This is a genomic window from Floridaenema fluviatile BLCC-F154 (assembly GCF_041929135.1).
GTDB classification, from domain to species: Bacteria; Cyanobacteriota; Cyanobacteriia; order Cyanobacteriales; family Aerosakkonemataceae; genus Floridanema; species Floridanema fluviatile.
Genome location: NZ_JBHFNS010000045.1, coordinates 1 through 16,288, shown reverse-complemented (window position 1 = coordinate 16,288; position 16,288 = coordinate 1). Strand labels below are relative to the sequence as shown.

Below are 16,288 nucleotides of genomic sequence, written 5' to 3'. Positions count from 1 at the left end.
TTCACTTTAATAGTTTACGATCGGACCTTGACACATATATTAACGATTCAACCTTTAACCCCAGACTTACTACCAAAAGTCGTTGAACTAGACCAAAAATGTTTCCCTGGTGGACTCTGGACTCAAGACGGCTACCAAAGAGAGTTAGACAGCCCTAATAGTGACGTATTGTTAATTTTAGAAGCAGAGCAGGGAAGCCAGGGAGCAGAGGAGCAGAGGAGCAGAGGAGCAGAAAGTAAAGATTCCCCTAGTCCCCAGTCCCTAGTCCCCAGTCCCCCACTCTTGGCAATCGGTTGCCAGTGGGCTATTTTAGATGAGGCACACATTACAATTGTGGCTGTCCGTCCCGACTACCAACATCAAGGTTTAGGTCAGGCGATGCTCCTAGCTTTGTTGTCTAGAGCCAGACAACGAGGGTTAGAAAGAGCCACCTTAGAAGTAAAAGCGTCCAATCAGCCAGCCATCTCTCTTTACCAAAAGTTTGGCTTTCAAGTAGCTGGAAGGCGACGCAGATACTATCAAGATACAGGTGAAGATGCTTTAATTCTTTGGCTGAGTGGCTTGCAATATCCTGAATTTACACAGGCTTTGAGCCAGTGGGAACAGCAAGTTCGATCGCGTCTGGCTGCGGAGCGTTGGGAATTGTTGGGAATTATAGATGAGAGAAATTGCTGATTAACAGCAAAAAAATTAAGAGTTAGTAAAGGGAAAAGTTAGATGTTGTAAATGCCTAATTGGGTTGGCAAATGAAAAATTGCCAACTTTTTATCAATAAAAATGAGAATTTTAAGGGGTGATTTCTCAGAAATAATCACAGCCCTCCAGAATCACTATGCTAGAATCAACCTACCGGGACTCAGCAGGTGATGGAAAGCTGCCATGTTTGAACGCTTTACAGAAAAAGCCATTAAAGTGATCATGCTGGCCCAGGAAGAAGCACGTCGCCTGGGACACAACTTTGTAGGTACAGAACAGATCTTATTAGGTCTGATTGGTGAGGGGACAGGTGTCGCCGCCAAGGTACTAAAATCGATGGGCGTTAATTTGAAAGACGCTCGTATTGAAGTAGAGAAAATTATCGGTAGAGGTTCTGGTTTTGTTGCAGTAGAAATACCATTCACCCCTAGAGCTAAGCGCGTTCTGGAGTTATCCCTAGAAGAGGCTCGTCAACTAGGGCATAACTACATTGGCACTGAGCATCTCCTTTTAGGTCTGATCCGGGAAGGGGAAGGGGTGGCAGCAAGAGTACTGGAAAATCTAGGTGTTGATTTATCGAAGGTTCGCACCCAAGTCATTCGGATGTTGGGTGAAAATACCGAAGTTACCCCAGGTGTAAGTCAAGGTCGGACAAAAACTCCGACTTTGGATGAGTTTGGCTCGAATCTAACTCAGATGGCTGGGGAGGGTAAGCTCGATCCGGTGGTGGGTCGCCAACGGGAAATTGAACGGGTGATCCAAATTCTGGGTCGGCGGACTAAGAATAATCCTGTATTAATCGGGGAACCTGGTGTTGGTAAAACAGCGATCGCCGAAGGTCTAGCCCAAAGGATCGCTAACGCCGATGTGCCAGATATCCTAGAAGATAAGCGGGTGGTCACTCTCGATATTGGCTTGCTGGTCGCAGGTACGAAGTATCGAGGTGAATTTGAAGAACGCTTGAAAAAGATTATGGACGAAATCCGCTCGGCGGGGAATGTCATCTTAGTTATAGATGAGGTACATACTCTGATTGGGGCGGGTGCGGCAGAGGGTGCGATCGATGCGGCAAATATTCTCAAACCTGCTTTAGCTAGGGGCGAACTCCAGTGCATCGGTGCTACTACTTTAGATGAGTATCGCAAGCATATTGAAAGAGATGCGGCTCTAGAAAGACGCTTCCAACCAGTAATGGTGGGCGAGCCATCTGTAGAGGAAACTATTGAGATTCTCTACGGTTTGCGCGAACGCTACGAGCAACACCATAAACTGAAGATCTCGGATGAAGCGATCGTCGCAGCGGCAAAGTTATCCGATCGCTATATCTCCGATCGATTCTTGCCAGATAAGGCGATCGATTTGGTTGATGAAGCAGGTTCGAGAGTGCGCTTGATCAACTCGCAACTACCACCAGCTGCAAAAGAATTGGATAAAGAACTGCGTCAAGTTCTTAAGGAAAAAGACGATGCAGTGAGATCCCAAGACTTTGACCGGGCGGGTGAGTTACGCGATCGGGAAATGGAAATTAAGAGCCAAATTCGCTCAATTTCCCAAAACAAAAAGACTACTGATGCTTCCGATAAGGATGTTGCACCAGTAGTTACCGAAGAAGACATTGCTCAAATTGTCGCTTCTTGGACTGGTGTGCCAGTGAATAAACTCACTGAGTCTGAGTCTGAGAAATTACTGCACATGGAAGATACTCTGCACCAACGTTTGATTGGTCAGGAAGAAGCAGTAACGGCAGTTTCACGGGCGATCCGTCGGGCTAGAGTTGGATTGAAAAATCCCAATCGTCCGATCGCTAGCTTTGTGTTCTCTGGACCCACTGGCGTAGGTAAAACTGAGTTAGCCAAAGCTCTAGCATCCTACTTCTTTGGTTCCGAAGAAGCAATGATCCGCTTGGATATGTCGGAATACATGGAACGGCACACCGTTTCCAAGTTAATTGGTTCTCCTCCAGGTTACGTAGGTTACAACGAAGGCGGACAATTAACCGAAGCAGTACGTCGTCGTCCTTACACCGTGGTACTTTTCGACGAAATCGAAAAAGCCCACCCCGATGTATTCAATATGCTGCTGCAAATCTTGGAAGATGGTCGTTTGACTGATGCCAAAGGTCGGACGGTAGACTTCAAGAACACCTTACTGATCATGACTTCCAACATCGGTTCTAAAGTCATTGAAAAAGGCGGCGGTTCCTTGGGCTTCGAGTTCTCTAGTAATGAAAATGAAGCGCAATACAACCGAATTCGTTCTTTGGTGAATGAAGAACTGAAGCAATACTTCCGTCCAGAATTCCTCAACCGTTTGGATGAAATTATTGTCTTCCGGCAACTTTCTAAGGATGAAGTTAAGGAAATTGCCGATATCATGCTTAAGGAAGTATTCGGTCGTCTGTTGGAACAAGAGATTACTTTAGAAGTAACCGAAGCTTTCAAAGACCGCTTGGTACAGGAAGGTTACAACCCCAGCTATGGTGCTAGACCTTTACGCCGCGCCATTATGCGGTTGTTAGAGGATAGCTTGGCTGAGGAAATCCTTTCTGGACGCATTCAAAACGGCGATACAGTAATTGTCGATGTGGATGACCAAGGTCAGGTGAAAGTCCGTCCAGGGGAAAGACGAGAGTTGCTACCCCAAGTTGCTGAATAAGTTTTGAGTTTTCAGTTAGGAACTCAAGACTTAAAATTTAAATTTTAGGGAAAAACGGTAGGATTAAATTCTGCCGTTTTTCTCTTAGTTAAGAAGATAATTAAAGTCAAATTACAGGATAAATCAATGAAATATAAAGTAGGTTCGGACTTAGTTTATACGATCGATCAACCCAGCACTTTTATTTTTAACGTGCAGGTGGTGAGAAATGATTTTCAAAAGATTATTGCTGAAGAGTTACAACTCGATCCCCAAATAGACTTTGATGAATTGACTATTGATGATAATGGAAATCGCTATGTTCGCTTAGTGGCACCCGTAGGTAAGTTGAAGGTAAATTATCAAGCAACTGTAGATTTGTCGCATTTTTTGATCGATCGCAAAACTATTGCAGAAGTACCGCCAGCAGAATTGCCAATGGAGACTTTTCAATATCTTTATCCCAGTCGTTATTGTCAATCAGATATGTTGTTTGGGTTGGTGCAAAGCGAGTTTAATGATTTAGAACCTGGTTATTCTAGGGTAGCGGCAATTTGTGATTGGATTTATGACAAGGTGACCTATCTTTCGGGGAGTAGCGATTCCCAAACTTCGGCTTATGAAACAGCAATGCAAAGGGCAGGTGTTTGTCGAGATTTTGCTCATTTGGGTGTGGGTTTTTGTCGGGCTTTAAATATTCCAGCACGGTTTGTTAGCGTGTATGCTTATCAGTTAGAACCGCAAGATTTTCATGCAGTTTTTGAGGCTTATTTGGGCGATCGCTGGTACTTATTTGATGCCACAAGATTAGCCCCAAAAGAGGGTTTTATTCGCGTTGGTACGGGTAGAGATGCGGCGGATGTTTCTGTTGCCACTATTTTTGGTTCAGTAAACTTAGAAACAATGAATATTTTTGTAGACCGAGTTTCCGAAGAGAAATCGTCTGTTAATACAGATGAGGCAATTGCGTTGGCTTAGCCTGCCGTAGGCATATCGCATAGCTTGTTCTCTGACGTATCGCCTAGCGTGCCGCAGGCGATACGCCTAGCGTGCCGTATGAAATTTCAATAGATGAAAACGCAACCTGATGATTTCTTGCTCAAATAAATTACTACTTAGCTAGTAAAAAAAACTAATAAGCGCAATTTTTAACTTGAACTAACTCGCGAGACTCTTGCTTAACATAACCAGCCATAGCTGCTAATTGTAACTTTAGAAAAGCATTAAAGTCTTCCGACTCATACTTTTGGCATAAAAGTTGTCGCAGTAAATTTTCAGATTCTATAGTTAAATAGCCAGTTGTTAACGCTTGTTGTACCACATCACGGATCAGAATCATAGCACCTCCTCAAAAAAGAACCAAAAATTGAATATGAAAGCATTGTTAATCTAATTAGTATGACTCCTTAACTTCTTGTGATGTTTCCCGCAACTAAATTGTGATAAATTCATTATCATCTGATTACGAGAATTCTCTACGCTAAGGATGATTTCTCAAGCTTAATGGGACTCTTTGTAGTACCATAGTTTACTCACTTTCATCTATCTTGAGAATGAAACTGGGAAGCAATTGTTACTTGAGCAAGATAGCTCTATATCTTTAGTGGAAAAGAAGATTTGTTTGCTGTATCATAAATAACATTTATGGAGTATAAAGACCAAAACTTGAAAGATTCTCCGGCTAAATTGTCGGCGTGGCGACAAACGAAGGAAAACTTGCTAATTCTAGCAATAGCTTTAGTATTAGCATTGTTAATTCGCACTTTCATTGCAGAACCGCGCTTCATTCCTTCGGATTCAATGATCCCGACTTTGCAATTAGGCGATCGCTTAGTTGTAGAAAAAATTTCCTATCGCTTTCATCCACCGGAAACAGGCGATATCGTAGTTTTTGAACCACCCACCCAATTACAAATTCAAGGTTATGCTAAAGACCAAGCATTTATCAAACGAGTAATTGGTCAATCTGGGCAAACTATCAGCGTCGCTAACGGCAAAGTTTATATTAATAACAAACCCCTCACAGAAGATTATATCGCGGAATCACCTGATTATCGTTGGGGACCAAAACAAGTTCCAGAAAATCAAGTATTCGTCATGGGAGATAATCGCAATAATAGTAATGATTCCCATATTTGGGGATTTTTACCCAGAGAAAATATTATTGGTCGCGCTTGGTTTCGTTTTTGGCCTTTTGACCGGGTTGGGTTTGTGACTAAAAAGTAATTTTTGTCATTTAGGTCATTTGTCAATTGTCATTTGCGAACATTTTGACCAATGACTTAAAAGCGAAAATAGTGCATTAACTGACCAATTAATTCGCTAGGTAAAGACAGGCGATTTTGTAGATCTACCAAACTGCGGTACAAGCCGGAAGATTCTCGATTTGCCACAATTTGATTAGCCAAAGTACGATCGATACCTGGGATATTATTTAAGACTTCCACAGTTGCAGTATTAGGATTAATTGTTTGTGGGGAATAAATGCTTTCCAGATCGTAATAACAAAATTGCAAAATAGGTGCGAAAGGTTGTAATCTTTGGATTGGCAAACCTAAAGCAGCAGCAATATCTTCCAAGCAGTGAAATTCTACTCCATTGTGGCTAAGTTCCACAAGCGATCGCGCTTGATGAATAGACAACCCAGGTAATCTTAACCAATCATCAACAGTCGCTTGATTCACATCAATTTTAATTCCCAAACTTGCCGCTAAAGCAACTTCTTGCAGCGACTGAAACCGATAATAAGGATCTTGTAATAATCGAGTACGAATTGACATTCCACGACTTAGAGAATTCCATAAATTTTCTAAAGCCATCAGTTCTTTACCTCTAATTGATTTGAGATTTGAATTAATAACTGAAAACTGAAAAATGAAAACTCATCACTTAAGTAACTGTCGGCGTTTTTGTTCAAATTCATACTCAGAAATTAATCCTTCTTGACGAAGACTTTCTAATTGGCGTAAAGCATCAGCCAGAGCATTGACATTTTGCGGAGCCACAGTAGATTTGAAAGTAACAACCGAATCTGCATTAAAATTGCGATCGAACTCTTCCGCATCTTGGACTAAATACCAAAAACCTTCGATCGCACTCGCCACACGAGGTATGGGAGTCCAAGATAGCAACAAATATAAAACACCCCAAAGCGGCTGTCCCAAATAAAACTTATGCAGTCCCGAAACCGGAACAAAAGTTCCACTAAATGCCAGAATTGCCGCTACCTTTCGACTTTTCGGTCTACTTAGCATAATATCCCTCAACCCTCAACAAGTAAAAACGTTATTTTGCCAAACTTAGCCACAATAGTAATTAAAAATTTTGACACCTAATCAACTACTCATCTGTATTTATAATATTAGTTTGTATTAATCACAGCCTCAACTGTTCGGCTTTTCCCACTTGCTAATTCCAAATTACCCGAAAATTGATAGGCAAACAGAATCCGATCGAGTAAATTACAGTTAAATAGCCCAGGATCGAGTTTGAATTACCAATCCCGCCTGGACTAAAATAGGAACACCACTAATAACACGACTTACTGAATTAAAAAGTTCAGTTTAATTAACAAAATGGGATTTTTTGACTCTGAGATCGTTCAACAAGAACTAAAACAACTATCGGAAGAATATCAATCCCTGATTCAAATCGGGGGAAACTACGGAAAATTCGATCGCGAGGGCAAAAAGCTATTCATAGAACAATGGGAAGCACTCATGGAACGCTACCGGATATTTATGAAACGCTTTGAACTATCTGAGGACTTCATGGCTCAAATGACCATGCAACAACTAAAAACCCAGCTAAATCAATTTGGGATTACACCTCAGCAAATGTTCGACCAAATGCACCTCACCCTAGAACGAATGAAATCCGAATTAGACAAACAACCCTAACCAATCTTGTCACTTTGACAACGAGGTTAATCCAAACGATCAGCTTGATAGGGAAAAGCAGCAAAGGGCATTAAATATTTCCTTTCCCTCTACCCTTTAACTTTTCCCTCATCAAACCTTTAAATCTAACGACGCGGACGTTTAAATTTAGAAGGTGAGACAAAATACTCTACAGGTACATCATTCAAAGCCCGATTCATAAAGTTTCGCCAAATCGGTGCCGCATACCCACCACCCGTGACACCAGAAGCTAAGCGTCGGTTATCATCCCGACCAATCCAAACCGCCACAGACAGCTGAGGAACAAAACCCACAAACCAAACATCCTTTTCCGAAGAAGTAGTACCAGTTTTTCCCGCAGCCTGACGACCGATACTAGCATTTTTTGCCGTACCACCATTAATTACCGATTGCATAATACTAGTAGTAGAAGCAGCAGCCCAAGGATCGAGAACTAACTTAGGTTTCGGAGTATTATCTAAAATCATATTATTCTGCGAATCAGTCACCTGCACGATTAAAGTAGTATCCGACTGCCAACCATTATTAGCAATAGTTGCATAAGCAGAAGCCATTTCCATTGGTGACAAGCCGATCGCCCCCAAAGGCAAAGAAATCACAGGTTCCATCGGGCTTTTAATTCCCAAAATCCGGCAAATTTCCACCACCTTATCCAAACCAACAGCCCGTCCCATCTTCACAGCGGGAACGTTACGCGATACCGCTAAAGCTTGCCGAATACTCATTGGCCCAGCAAAACTATTATCGTAATTTCTCGGCGCATAACCCCGCACCCCATCCCGATAACGGACTGGAGTATCGTAAACAGTTGAGCTAGGCGTATATTTACCCGAAGCAAAAGCAACATAATAAACAAACGGCTTAAAAGCAGAACCAGGTTGTCTTCTCGCCTGAGTAGCACGGTTAAACTGACTCTTTTCGTAATTAGAACCACCAACCATCGCCTTAATAAAATGAGTCCGGGGGTCAACCGCAGCAAGTGCTAACTCTGTTCCCCAGAGTCCGCGACGCTGCAATCTGCGATGTTCGTTAGCGATGAAATTTTCTGCCATCCGCTGAAAATTAATATCGATCGTGGTTTGCACCCGCATTCCACCCTTCTGCACCGTTTCCCGACCAAACTTTTGAATTAACTCTTGCTTCACTGCATCAGTCACATAAGGTAACTGACTACCTTGGAAAGATTTCACCCTACCAATCTTTAAAGGTTGCTTTCTCGCCGCAGCTTCTTCTTGGGCAGTAATCCAATTTAATTCCCGCATCCGGGACAAAACCAAAGACTGACGCTGTTTTGCCACCCTATAGTTAACAAACGGGCTGTATTCCTCCGGCGCTTGAATCACACCCGCCAACATTGCCGCTTCTGCCAAAGTTAAGTCAGCCGCATCTTTATTAAAATAACTTTCTGCCGCAGTTTGGATACCGTAATTGTTGTGTCCCCAATAGACCTGATTTAAATACAACTCTAAAATTTGGTCTTTACTGAGAATTTGTTCTAAGCGAATAGCCATTACTGCTTCTGCCACTTTCCGGCTAAAAGCCTTCTTGTGAGAGAGAAAAACGTTTTTCACCAACTGCATAGTGAGAGTAGAACCACCTTCTACCACATTGCCACTTTCCCAGTTCGCTTTAAACGCCCGACCAATACTGCTAGGGTTAATGCCGTGATGTAGATAAAAATGGCTATCTTCAATTGCTAATACGGCTCGCTTCAGTTCTGGAGAAATTTTATTCAAGGAAACCACTTCCCGGTTAGCTTCCCCGTGAATGCTAGCCAGCCATTTACCTTTAATGTCATAAATGTGAGAAGTTTCTGTAGGGGCGTAATTACGTAAAACCCTGACATCAGGCAAATTGCGGAAGCTAATCGCCAAACCAACCAATCCTCCAGCAACAACGGAAGTGGTTAGCATGGTAACGCTCAACAGAGTGCCACCAGTGACTTTGGCAATTGTCTGCACAAATTGAAAGCTAGATGCGTTAGTGCCGGATGGCTTTTGTCGGAGTGTATTAGACGACACGGCGATTTGACTTCCTCAACGCGACAGTAGTGAATAAAACTGGATAATTTATCTGGATTTGGATAACCGAGTACTTATAACTGCCTTATTTTAAAGACTTAAATTGAGTACAGCAAAGTGGTGACATTTTGTATTGGATCTGATTATGCACTGCCAAGGTCAAACTTTACCACAAATAAGATTTGTTCTCCTGTTTCTGGAGAAGTATTAATTGGCGAGGTCGAGAGCGGCTGGATTGAGTTAGCATTGATATTCTGACAAGTTTTGCGGTTAGATGAATCTGGCTGATGATTTTATTTTTAATGTCAACCAGTGAGTTTAGCACCCTCTGGACATTTGGCAAGTATGAACTCTGATAAATCGTTTAACTTTACCCAAGATTTACAAAAGCTGTACCGTGGGATCAGCGAGATTTTTCCCAATGTGGCTGATTCTCAGGATGGGAATGAGAATTTGGCACAAAGGTTAGCACAAACCGATCGCCCCTTGCGCGTTAAACTCGGAATCGACCCCACTGGCGCTGATATCCATTTAGGTCATAGTATCCCCGTTCGTAAGTTACGCGCATTTCAAGATGCTGGACATACCGCAGTGCTGATTATTGGTGATTTTACCGCCAGAATTGGCGATCCAACCGGAAAATCGGAAGTGCGTCGCCAGCTAACTACTGAAGAGGTGGCGCAAAATGCCCAAACTTACTTAGAACAAGTGCGCCCAATTTTAGATTTTGACACTCCCGGACGGTTGGAGATTCGCTACAACTCGGAGTGGTTGTCTAAACTCGATTTGGCGAAGATTTTAGAATTGCTGGGAACAATGACTGTCGGACAAATGTTGGAAAAAGAAGGTTTTGATTTGCGCTACAAGCAGCAAAGTCCGATTTTTCTCCATGAATTTCTTTATCCGTTAATGCAGGGTTACGATTCAGTAGCAGTTGAGGCGGATGTAGAGTTAGGCGGTACTGACCAAAAGTTTAATATTGCGGTGGGAAGAGATTTACAAAGGCATTTTGGTTTAACGCCGCAGTTTGGAATGTTGATGCCAATTTTGCTGGGTACTGATGGTAAACAAAAGATGTCTAAGTCTTTGGGTAATTATGTAGGGTTAAGGGAAGATGCCTTAACGATGTACTCAAAGTTGGAAAAAACTCCTGATAGTTTGGTAAAAGATTATTTTGAGTTGTTGACTGATAAATCTTTGGATAATTTACCAAGTGATGCTAGGGAAAGGCAAAAGTTTTTAGCTTTAGATATTGTGTCGCAATATCACGGTGAAGAAGAGGCGCAAAAGGCGCAAAAGGATGCGGAAAATTTGGTGGGAGGGAAAACTTTCCAAGCTGATACTGTTCCTGAGTTTTCTTTGGCAAGTGTGAATTTTCCGGCGAAGTTCTTTTATGTTGTGAGTGCTTCTGGGTTGTGTAAAAGTAGTTCGGAGGCGCGAAAACAAATTCAAGGGGGCGGAGTCAGAATTGATGGAGAACAAAAGACGGATGTAAATTTAACTTTTGATTCTCCTGAGTCTTTGTATGGTAAGGTATTGCAGTTAGGAAAAAATAAGTTTGTCCGACTGGTGCAGTAAAAATGGTGTTAGCAGCAGAAAGGGTAATTGTGCCTTTAGATGTTTCTGGGGAGAAGGATGCGATCGCTCTAATTTCCCAACTCCCTGATGTACAATTTTGGAAAGTCGGATTAGAGTTATTTGTGAGCACTGGTGCAACAATTCTACCAACTCTCAAAAATCGCCAAAAACGCATTTTTCTAGACCTGAAATTCCACGATATTCCTAACACCGTCGCTGGTGCTTGTCGCGCCGCCGGAAAATACGGAGTTGACTTACTCACCATTCATGCGACTTGTGGCAGGAAAGCTTTACAAGCTGCGAAAACTGCCTTAGTTGAAGGTGCAGCAGAAGTTGGTTATCCACCGCCGAAACTAATCGCAATTACCCTATTAACTAGCTTGAATTCCAGAGATTTAGCTTTTGATTTAAAAGTGCCAATTGAATTGCCGGAATATGCTTTACAAATGGCAGTTTTAGCCAAAGAATCTGGTTTAGATGGCGCAGTTTGTTCGCCCCAAGAAGCAGCACAACTGCGTCAAGTTTGCGGCGACGAATTTCTCTTAGTTTGCCCCGGAGTGCGCCCCAAATGGGCAGAAACAGGCGATCAAAGTCGGACTTTTACGCCTAGTGAAGCTATTAAAGCTGGGGCAGATTACTTAGTAATTGGTCGCCCGATTACTGCTGCTACTAATCCTCAAGAAGCTTGGGCAAAAATTGGCGATGAATTAGCTACTTCTTAAGCATAATTACAAGACAATTCTTTCTTCTTCCTTCTTCTTTCTTCGTGTCCTTCGTGTCTTCGTGGTTCAATATAATTCCTTAGTCTACTGCATAATCTTTTTTACCACAGATATCCACAGATGAACACAGATGGACACAGATAGTATATAAAGATTTTGGCTGTGTAGATAGATTTATAGGAAATGATATGAGAAGTCATAATTTAGTAACAAAGGGAATTTTTTTGTTTTTCCTTTGTTCCCTTTATTTCCTGACTTCGGTGTTATTTGAAAATTCAGCAGCTAACAGCCAAAATTACGTTTGTCCTGCTGATGTGGAAAGTTTAACTAATTTATTATTGCGCGATTTACCTAGTTATGCTAATCGGGTAAGTAGTAGAAGTAATTCGATCGATAGTCCTACAGGAACTTATGTTATTGTAGCTGGAAAAGCAGAATTTGCGCCGTTAACTCTTGGCCCTGGTGTTTATGAGCCAGCAGCACCAGTTGCGGGCGAACTTGTGCCGAAACAGGTGTTTTTCACTACTTTAGAAAGACAATATTTGGCTAATCGATCGGACTTATTACAACATTATCATTGGTTGTTTTTAGTAAAAAGTGATAGTGGTTGGCGATCGGTAATGTTATACTCCCAATTAGGCTCTTATCCTTCACAAAATGCTCCCACTGCACCGCGAGAAAGTAGTACAGGAATTATTGGAAAAGCTGTACAAATTTGGTTAAGAGATTGTCGTGCAGGAGTAATTAAACCTTAGTAAGCTGTTACGCATTTAAATCACTTATTAACGAGTAGGGTGCGTCAGACGGTAAAGCCTATGTAGAAAGGAAAATATCTAAATCTGACGCACCCTACAATATGACTGGCGCTGAAGCGCAACTACTTACTATTGAATTTCATCAAATTTCGCTCTGACAGCTTGGATATCTTGCCACATTAACCACTTAGGACCGCCTTGTTCTCTGGAAGGATTTCTTAACAAGTAAGAAGGATGGAAAATTGGCATACATAAACGATTTTCCCACTCCATCCATTGACCGCGAATTTTGGTAATTCCCTTTTTTTCGCCTGTTAAACCTTTGACAGCAGTAGCCCCAGCTAATAAAATAATTTTCGGATCTACAAGGCGAATTTGTTCTAGTAAATAAGGTTTACAAGCGTTCATTTCTTCAGTTGTGGGAACGCGATTTCCTGGGGGTCGGCACTTATTAATATTGGAAATATAGACATCTTTTTCACTGTCTAATTGTACGGCAGCTAAGATTTTTTCTAATAATTGCCCAGCTTTACCGACAAATGGTAATCCCGTTTCGTCTTCAGTTTGTCCCGGCGCTTCACCAATTATCATTAAATCAGCTTGGGGGTTGCCTCTCCCAACTACTGCATTGGTGCGATGATTTCCTAGTTCACAGCGATGGCAATGGTTACAATGTTGTGCCATCTCGGTTATAGTTTGGTAGGTTCCAGGCGGAATAGGAACTTTGGCATCTGTGGGAATCAGATTTGGGGGAAAATCTGGTTGAGCGGGAGATGCACTAAAGTTGGAAAGGTCGAATAAATTACCTTGTTCTGCGTCAGACATTACGGAAAAAAAGATTTTAGTAGCACAAAATTATACTATCGGTCAAGATAGAGGCAATTCTACTGCCAACTGACTGGAGAAAAGTATGCCACATTCTGTGCTGTTTTGCGATCGCAACAGTGCCGGAGTGCAGTTAGCTGAAGCAATTGAGGCAGAGATCAACCTAGTTAGAGCATCGGGGGTTTCTGTGTCACCAGTTGTCTATGCACTGCCTCGCGGTGGTTTGCCTGTTGCCGTCCCAGTAGCTTTAAAACTGGGTTGCCCTTTAGAAATTATTACCGCCAAAAAAATTGCCCGTCCAGAAGATCCAGAGTTAGCTATTGGTGCAGTAACGGCAGATGGTTTAGTAATTTGGTCAAGCAGATTACATGATATTAAAAGCGATCCCAGTTTAAATTTAGCTTTACAAGAAGCGAAAGCGAAAGCAGAAGCCCAATGGCAACAATTTGCGCCTTATTGCTCGAATGTTAGTGCAGAAGGTACGATCGCCATTTTAATCGATGATGGCATTGCTACAGGGATGACCATTGCTGTGGCGATTCTTTCTTTGCGCTTAAAAAGACCTGCGGCGGTTTGGGTTGCTACTCCAGTCGCACCTTTGGCTTTAATGAAAATGTTACAAGAATGGTGCGATCGGGCGATCGTCCTAGCGCAACCCGAAAATTTCCTCAGCGTCAGCCGCTTTTATGAAGAGTTTCCCCAACTGGAAACAGAAGAAGCGATCGTTTATTTACAAAAAGTTAATCATAGCAGCGAGCAGGGGAAGTCTTCCCTAACTTCTAACCCCTAACCCCCAGTCCCCAGACATTGTTAAGATATTTAACCAGGTTCTCATAATTCTGGAAAAAATGTCGGCAACTCTCGTTTCCTCACAAAATTCTCTTCCTGGTGCTTATTGGCAATGGCGACAACAGCAAGTATATTATGTCCGGGCAGGAAAATCACATTCCGATCGGACTCCGTTGCTGTTGATTCATGGATTTGGTGCTTCCACCGATCATTGGCGAAAAAATATGATTGGGTTGAGTGAAGAATTTGAGGTTTGGGCGATCGATCTGTTAGGATTCGGACGTTCCGCTAAACCAAATTGGGATTACAGCGGCGATTTGTGGCGCGATCAACTACATGATTTTATCACCGAAGTAATTGGCAAACCCGTAGTTTTAGCCGGAAACTCACTCGGAGGCTATGCTTCTTTGTGTGTCGCCGCCCAACGCCCCAACACCTCTAAAGGTGTAATTTTACTCAATAGTGCAGGGCCATTTACAGAAATTGAACCCCAACCAGAACCAGATTTAATCAGAAAAATTTGGGGGGAATTAGTATTATCAATACTCCGCCAATCTTGGGCAAATTTCCTGCTGTTTCAATATATCCGTCAACCTTGGATAATTCGCAAAACTTTGGAAAAAGTTTACCTTGACAAAAGTGCAGTTACCGATAGATTGGTAGAAGAAATTTATCGTCCTTCTTGCGATCCAGGTGCGCCGCAAGTTTTTGCTTCAGTTTTTAGTACTCGCCAAGGCGAAAAAGTTGACGTTTTACTCAAAGAATTAGCTTGTCCTTTATTATTAATTTGGGGAGAAGCCGATCCTTGGATGAATGCCAAAGAAAGAGGTCAAAAGTTCCGTCATTATTATCCTAATTTAACCGAATATTTTCTCCAAGCTGGACATTGCCCTCATGATGAAGTACCCGATCGGGTAAATTCAATTATCAATATTTGGGTAATGAAAATCGCTCAAAAATAATCTACAAACTGGGGTTTTTATAACAAAATCCCAGTTTTTTATTGCCTGTTTTCTATTTACTCTTCATTTTTACCTTCTTTATCATTATTTTCTCTATTCGATCTTTTAATTTATTATTTTTTCACAAATTTTATATTTTATATAAAATTTGTGAAAAATGAAAAACTATTAAGAATTATTAAAAATATCAAAAAAACTCCTTTTTTAATTTTTTAATTTAGAGAGATAAAATTACTTACCAGTAACCAGGATATGTACCTAACTAAAGAAAAACTTCAACATATCAATACGATCGCCCATGAAGGTAAAGTGGTAATCGTTGCGACCGATACCGATGGCAAAATTTGGTACAGCGTCAAACAAGATGGATTTGAAGACAGTTACCTCAACACACCACCTGAGCAAAGAACAGGTTGGGAAAACTGGCAAGAGTTAGAATTTCCCAATGAAGTCGATGATCAATCAGTTATTGACCAAGAAACTGAAGAATTAACCGATGCAAGCAACTCCAGCGTTTTTGTGCTGCGTTCTCGCTACCAAACCTTTGACCAAACGGCGGTAGCACCTGTACAACTGATTTCTGCTTTGGGTCACGTTTATGTGTTCCGTCAGTCCAAATCGAATACCCTGCTGGTAGACCGATTTGTCTTAGATGGCATGACTAATAAGCTGAACCGTAAGCTAGAAGTACGGTTTAAGCGCAGTCGCCAGAAGCACGAAGCCAGTAAAAACATGAAAAAGGGAGCTAGTGGACTCACGAATATTGATACCCTAGATTTCCGTGATATCAACGGTATCTTTTTCTACGAGCCTACTACAGAACTTTGTGTAGTCAATAACCTGCAAAACGGTTGGTTTTCCGTTGTCTTAGTTCCCACTATCGAAAATGACGTTTCTCGCTGGCATATATTTGCCTATAACAGCCAAAGCAAGAAAGTGGAATTAACCACATTGTTGATGTCCGATGAAGGGCTGTTTGATGTGCAAGATTACACCGTTTTTGAAGAATCCAACGATAATCGAATTCCCCGTAGCCTTCCAGGGATTATCAAACGTACCTTAGATTTAGGGACGCTGACCGTTGTTAACGGTTTAAGTGCTACCAAATACGACGTACAACGGGAACAGCAAACCGAAGACGGGATGCAGCTATTACGGGAAAGTACCAAAGTGATGTTAGCCATTCCCGTGAGCACCGGGAATGTGGCGGCTTTCAGTTTTGCGATCGCTGCTGATGGTACATTATCCGTTCTGCAAAACCTACTCAAATCTACCTAAGTAGACTGATGTTTGCTTCCTGCTTCGTAGAATCCTTAATAGCAGCGCCATTAAGTTGGTTAGATTCTCCACAGGCTAACCCCGTCGAACTGACGGTTAAAGGATAAT

At 42.0% G+C, this 16,288-nt stretch carries 16 protein-coding genes; 11 read left to right on the top strand and 5 right to left on the bottom strand.

Annotated features, from left to right (window positions below; all coding sequences use genetic code 11):
• The first annotated feature begins 27 nt into the window (after window positions 1-27).
• The 3 genes from rimI (at window position 28) to ACE1B6_RS11005 (ending at window position 4,308) form a co-directional block, all read left to right on the top strand.
• Complete coding sequence (gene rimI / locus ACE1B6_RS11015) at window positions 28-675, top strand: ribosomal protein S18-alanine N-acetyltransferase (RefSeq protein WP_413257272.1); 648 nt, start codon at window positions 28-30, stop codon at window positions 673-675.
• Window positions 676-879: 204 nt separating this feature from the next.
• A complete protein-coding gene (locus ACE1B6_RS11010) occupies window positions 880-3,351 on the top strand; it encodes an ATP-dependent Clp protease ATP-binding subunit (protein WP_413257271.1) in 2,472 nt (823 codons plus the stop codon).
• 126 nt (window positions 3,352-3,477) lie between these two features.
• Entirely contained in the window at window positions 3,478-4,308 is an 831-nt protein-coding gene (locus ACE1B6_RS11005) for a transglutaminase-like domain-containing protein (RefSeq protein WP_413257270.1), read from the top strand.
• A 154-nt stretch (window positions 4,309-4,462) separates the two neighbouring features.
• On the opposite strand, the gene ACE1B6_RS11000 is transcribed toward ACE1B6_RS11005, so the two are convergent.
• Window positions 4,463-4,669, bottom strand: coding sequence for a hypothetical protein (locus ACE1B6_RS11000; protein WP_413257269.1), 207 nt, complete (start codon window positions 4,667-4,669; stop codon window positions 4,463-4,465).
• Between the two features lie 305 nt (window positions 4,670-4,974).
• Between ACE1B6_RS11000 and lepB the strand changes: the two genes are divergently transcribed.
• Entirely contained in the window at window positions 4,975-5,556 is a 582-nt protein-coding gene (gene lepB / locus ACE1B6_RS10995) for a signal peptidase I (protein ID WP_413257268.1), read from the top strand.
• A 56-nt stretch (window positions 5,557-5,612) separates the two neighbouring features.
• On the opposite strand, the gene ACE1B6_RS10990 is transcribed toward lepB, so the two are convergent.
• Window positions 5,613-6,149, bottom strand: a complete 537-nt coding sequence (locus tag ACE1B6_RS10990) for a helix-hairpin-helix domain-containing protein (RefSeq protein ID WP_413257267.1) — start codon at window positions 6,147-6,149, stop codon at window positions 5,613-5,615.
• A gap of 66 nt (window positions 6,150-6,215) precedes the next feature.
• Complete coding sequence (locus ACE1B6_RS10985) at window positions 6,216-6,584, bottom strand: NINE protein (RefSeq protein ID WP_413257266.1); 369 nt, start codon at window positions 6,582-6,584, stop codon at window positions 6,216-6,218.
• 321 nt (window positions 6,585-6,905) lie between these two features.
• Between ACE1B6_RS10985 and ACE1B6_RS10980 the strand changes: the two genes are divergently transcribed.
• On the top strand, window positions 6,906-7,229 hold the full coding sequence (locus tag ACE1B6_RS10980) for a DUF1825 family protein (protein ID WP_413257265.1): 324 nt from the start codon (window positions 6,906-6,908) through the stop codon (window positions 7,227-7,229).
• Window positions 7,230-7,354: 125 nt separating this feature from the next.
• On the opposite strand, the gene ACE1B6_RS10975 is transcribed toward ACE1B6_RS10980, so the two are convergent.
• Window positions 7,355-9,271 (bottom strand): transglycosylase domain-containing protein, encoded by a 1,917-nt coding sequence (locus ACE1B6_RS10975; protein WP_413257264.1) that lies wholly within the window; start codon window positions 9,269-9,271, stop codon window positions 7,355-7,357.
• Between the two features lie 345 nt (window positions 9,272-9,616).
• Between ACE1B6_RS10975 and tyrS the strand changes: the two genes are divergently transcribed.
• The 3 genes from tyrS to ACE1B6_RS10960 all read left to right on the top strand — a co-directional run bounded on the left by tyrS (window position 9,617) and on the right by ACE1B6_RS10960 (window position 12,326).
• The gene (gene tyrS / locus ACE1B6_RS10970; protein ID WP_413257297.1) at window positions 9,617-10,849 is read left to right on the top strand and encodes a tyrosine--tRNA ligase; all 1,233 of its coding nucleotides are present in this window, start codon (window positions 9,617-9,619) and stop codon (window positions 10,847-10,849) included.
• Window positions 10,850-10,851: 2 nt separating this feature from the next.
• Entirely contained in the window at window positions 10,852-11,571 is a 720-nt protein-coding gene (gene pyrF, locus ACE1B6_RS10965) for an orotidine-5'-phosphate decarboxylase (protein WP_413257263.1), read from the top strand.
• Window positions 11,572-11,759: 188 nt separating this feature from the next.
• Complete coding sequence (locus ACE1B6_RS10960; protein ID WP_413257262.1) at window positions 11,760-12,326, top strand: hypothetical protein; 567 nt, start codon at window positions 11,760-11,762, stop codon at window positions 12,324-12,326.
• Window positions 12,327-12,455: 129 nt separating this feature from the next.
• Here the strand turns inward: ACE1B6_RS10960 and ACE1B6_RS10955 are convergent, their stop codons facing one another.
• Window positions 12,456-13,151 carry a uracil-DNA glycosylase gene (locus tag ACE1B6_RS10955; RefSeq protein WP_413257261.1) on the bottom strand — a complete coding sequence of 232 codons (696 nt, stop codon included), beginning with the start codon at window positions 13,149-13,151 and terminating at the stop codon, window positions 12,456-12,458.
• 85 nt (window positions 13,152-13,236) lie between these two features.
• Between ACE1B6_RS10955 and ACE1B6_RS10950 the strand changes: the two genes are divergently transcribed.
• The 3 genes from ACE1B6_RS10950 to ACE1B6_RS10940 all read left to right on the top strand — a co-directional run bounded on the left by ACE1B6_RS10950 (window position 13,237) and on the right by ACE1B6_RS10940 (window position 16,180).
• Window positions 13,237-13,941 carry a phosphoribosyltransferase gene (locus tag ACE1B6_RS10950; protein WP_413257260.1) on the top strand — a complete coding sequence of 235 codons (705 nt, stop codon included), beginning with the start codon at window positions 13,237-13,239 and terminating at the stop codon, window positions 13,939-13,941.
• A 58-nt stretch (window positions 13,942-13,999) separates the two neighbouring features.
• Window positions 14,000-14,902, top strand: a complete 903-nt coding sequence (locus ACE1B6_RS10945; RefSeq protein ID WP_413257259.1) for an alpha/beta fold hydrolase — start codon at window positions 14,000-14,002, stop codon at window positions 14,900-14,902.
• 252 nt (window positions 14,903-15,154) lie between these two features.
• Window positions 15,155-16,180, top strand: a complete 1,026-nt coding sequence (locus tag ACE1B6_RS10940; protein ID WP_413257258.1) for a hypothetical protein — start codon at window positions 15,155-15,157, stop codon at window positions 16,178-16,180.
• The last annotated feature ends 108 nt before the right edge of the window (window positions 16,181-16,288 follow it).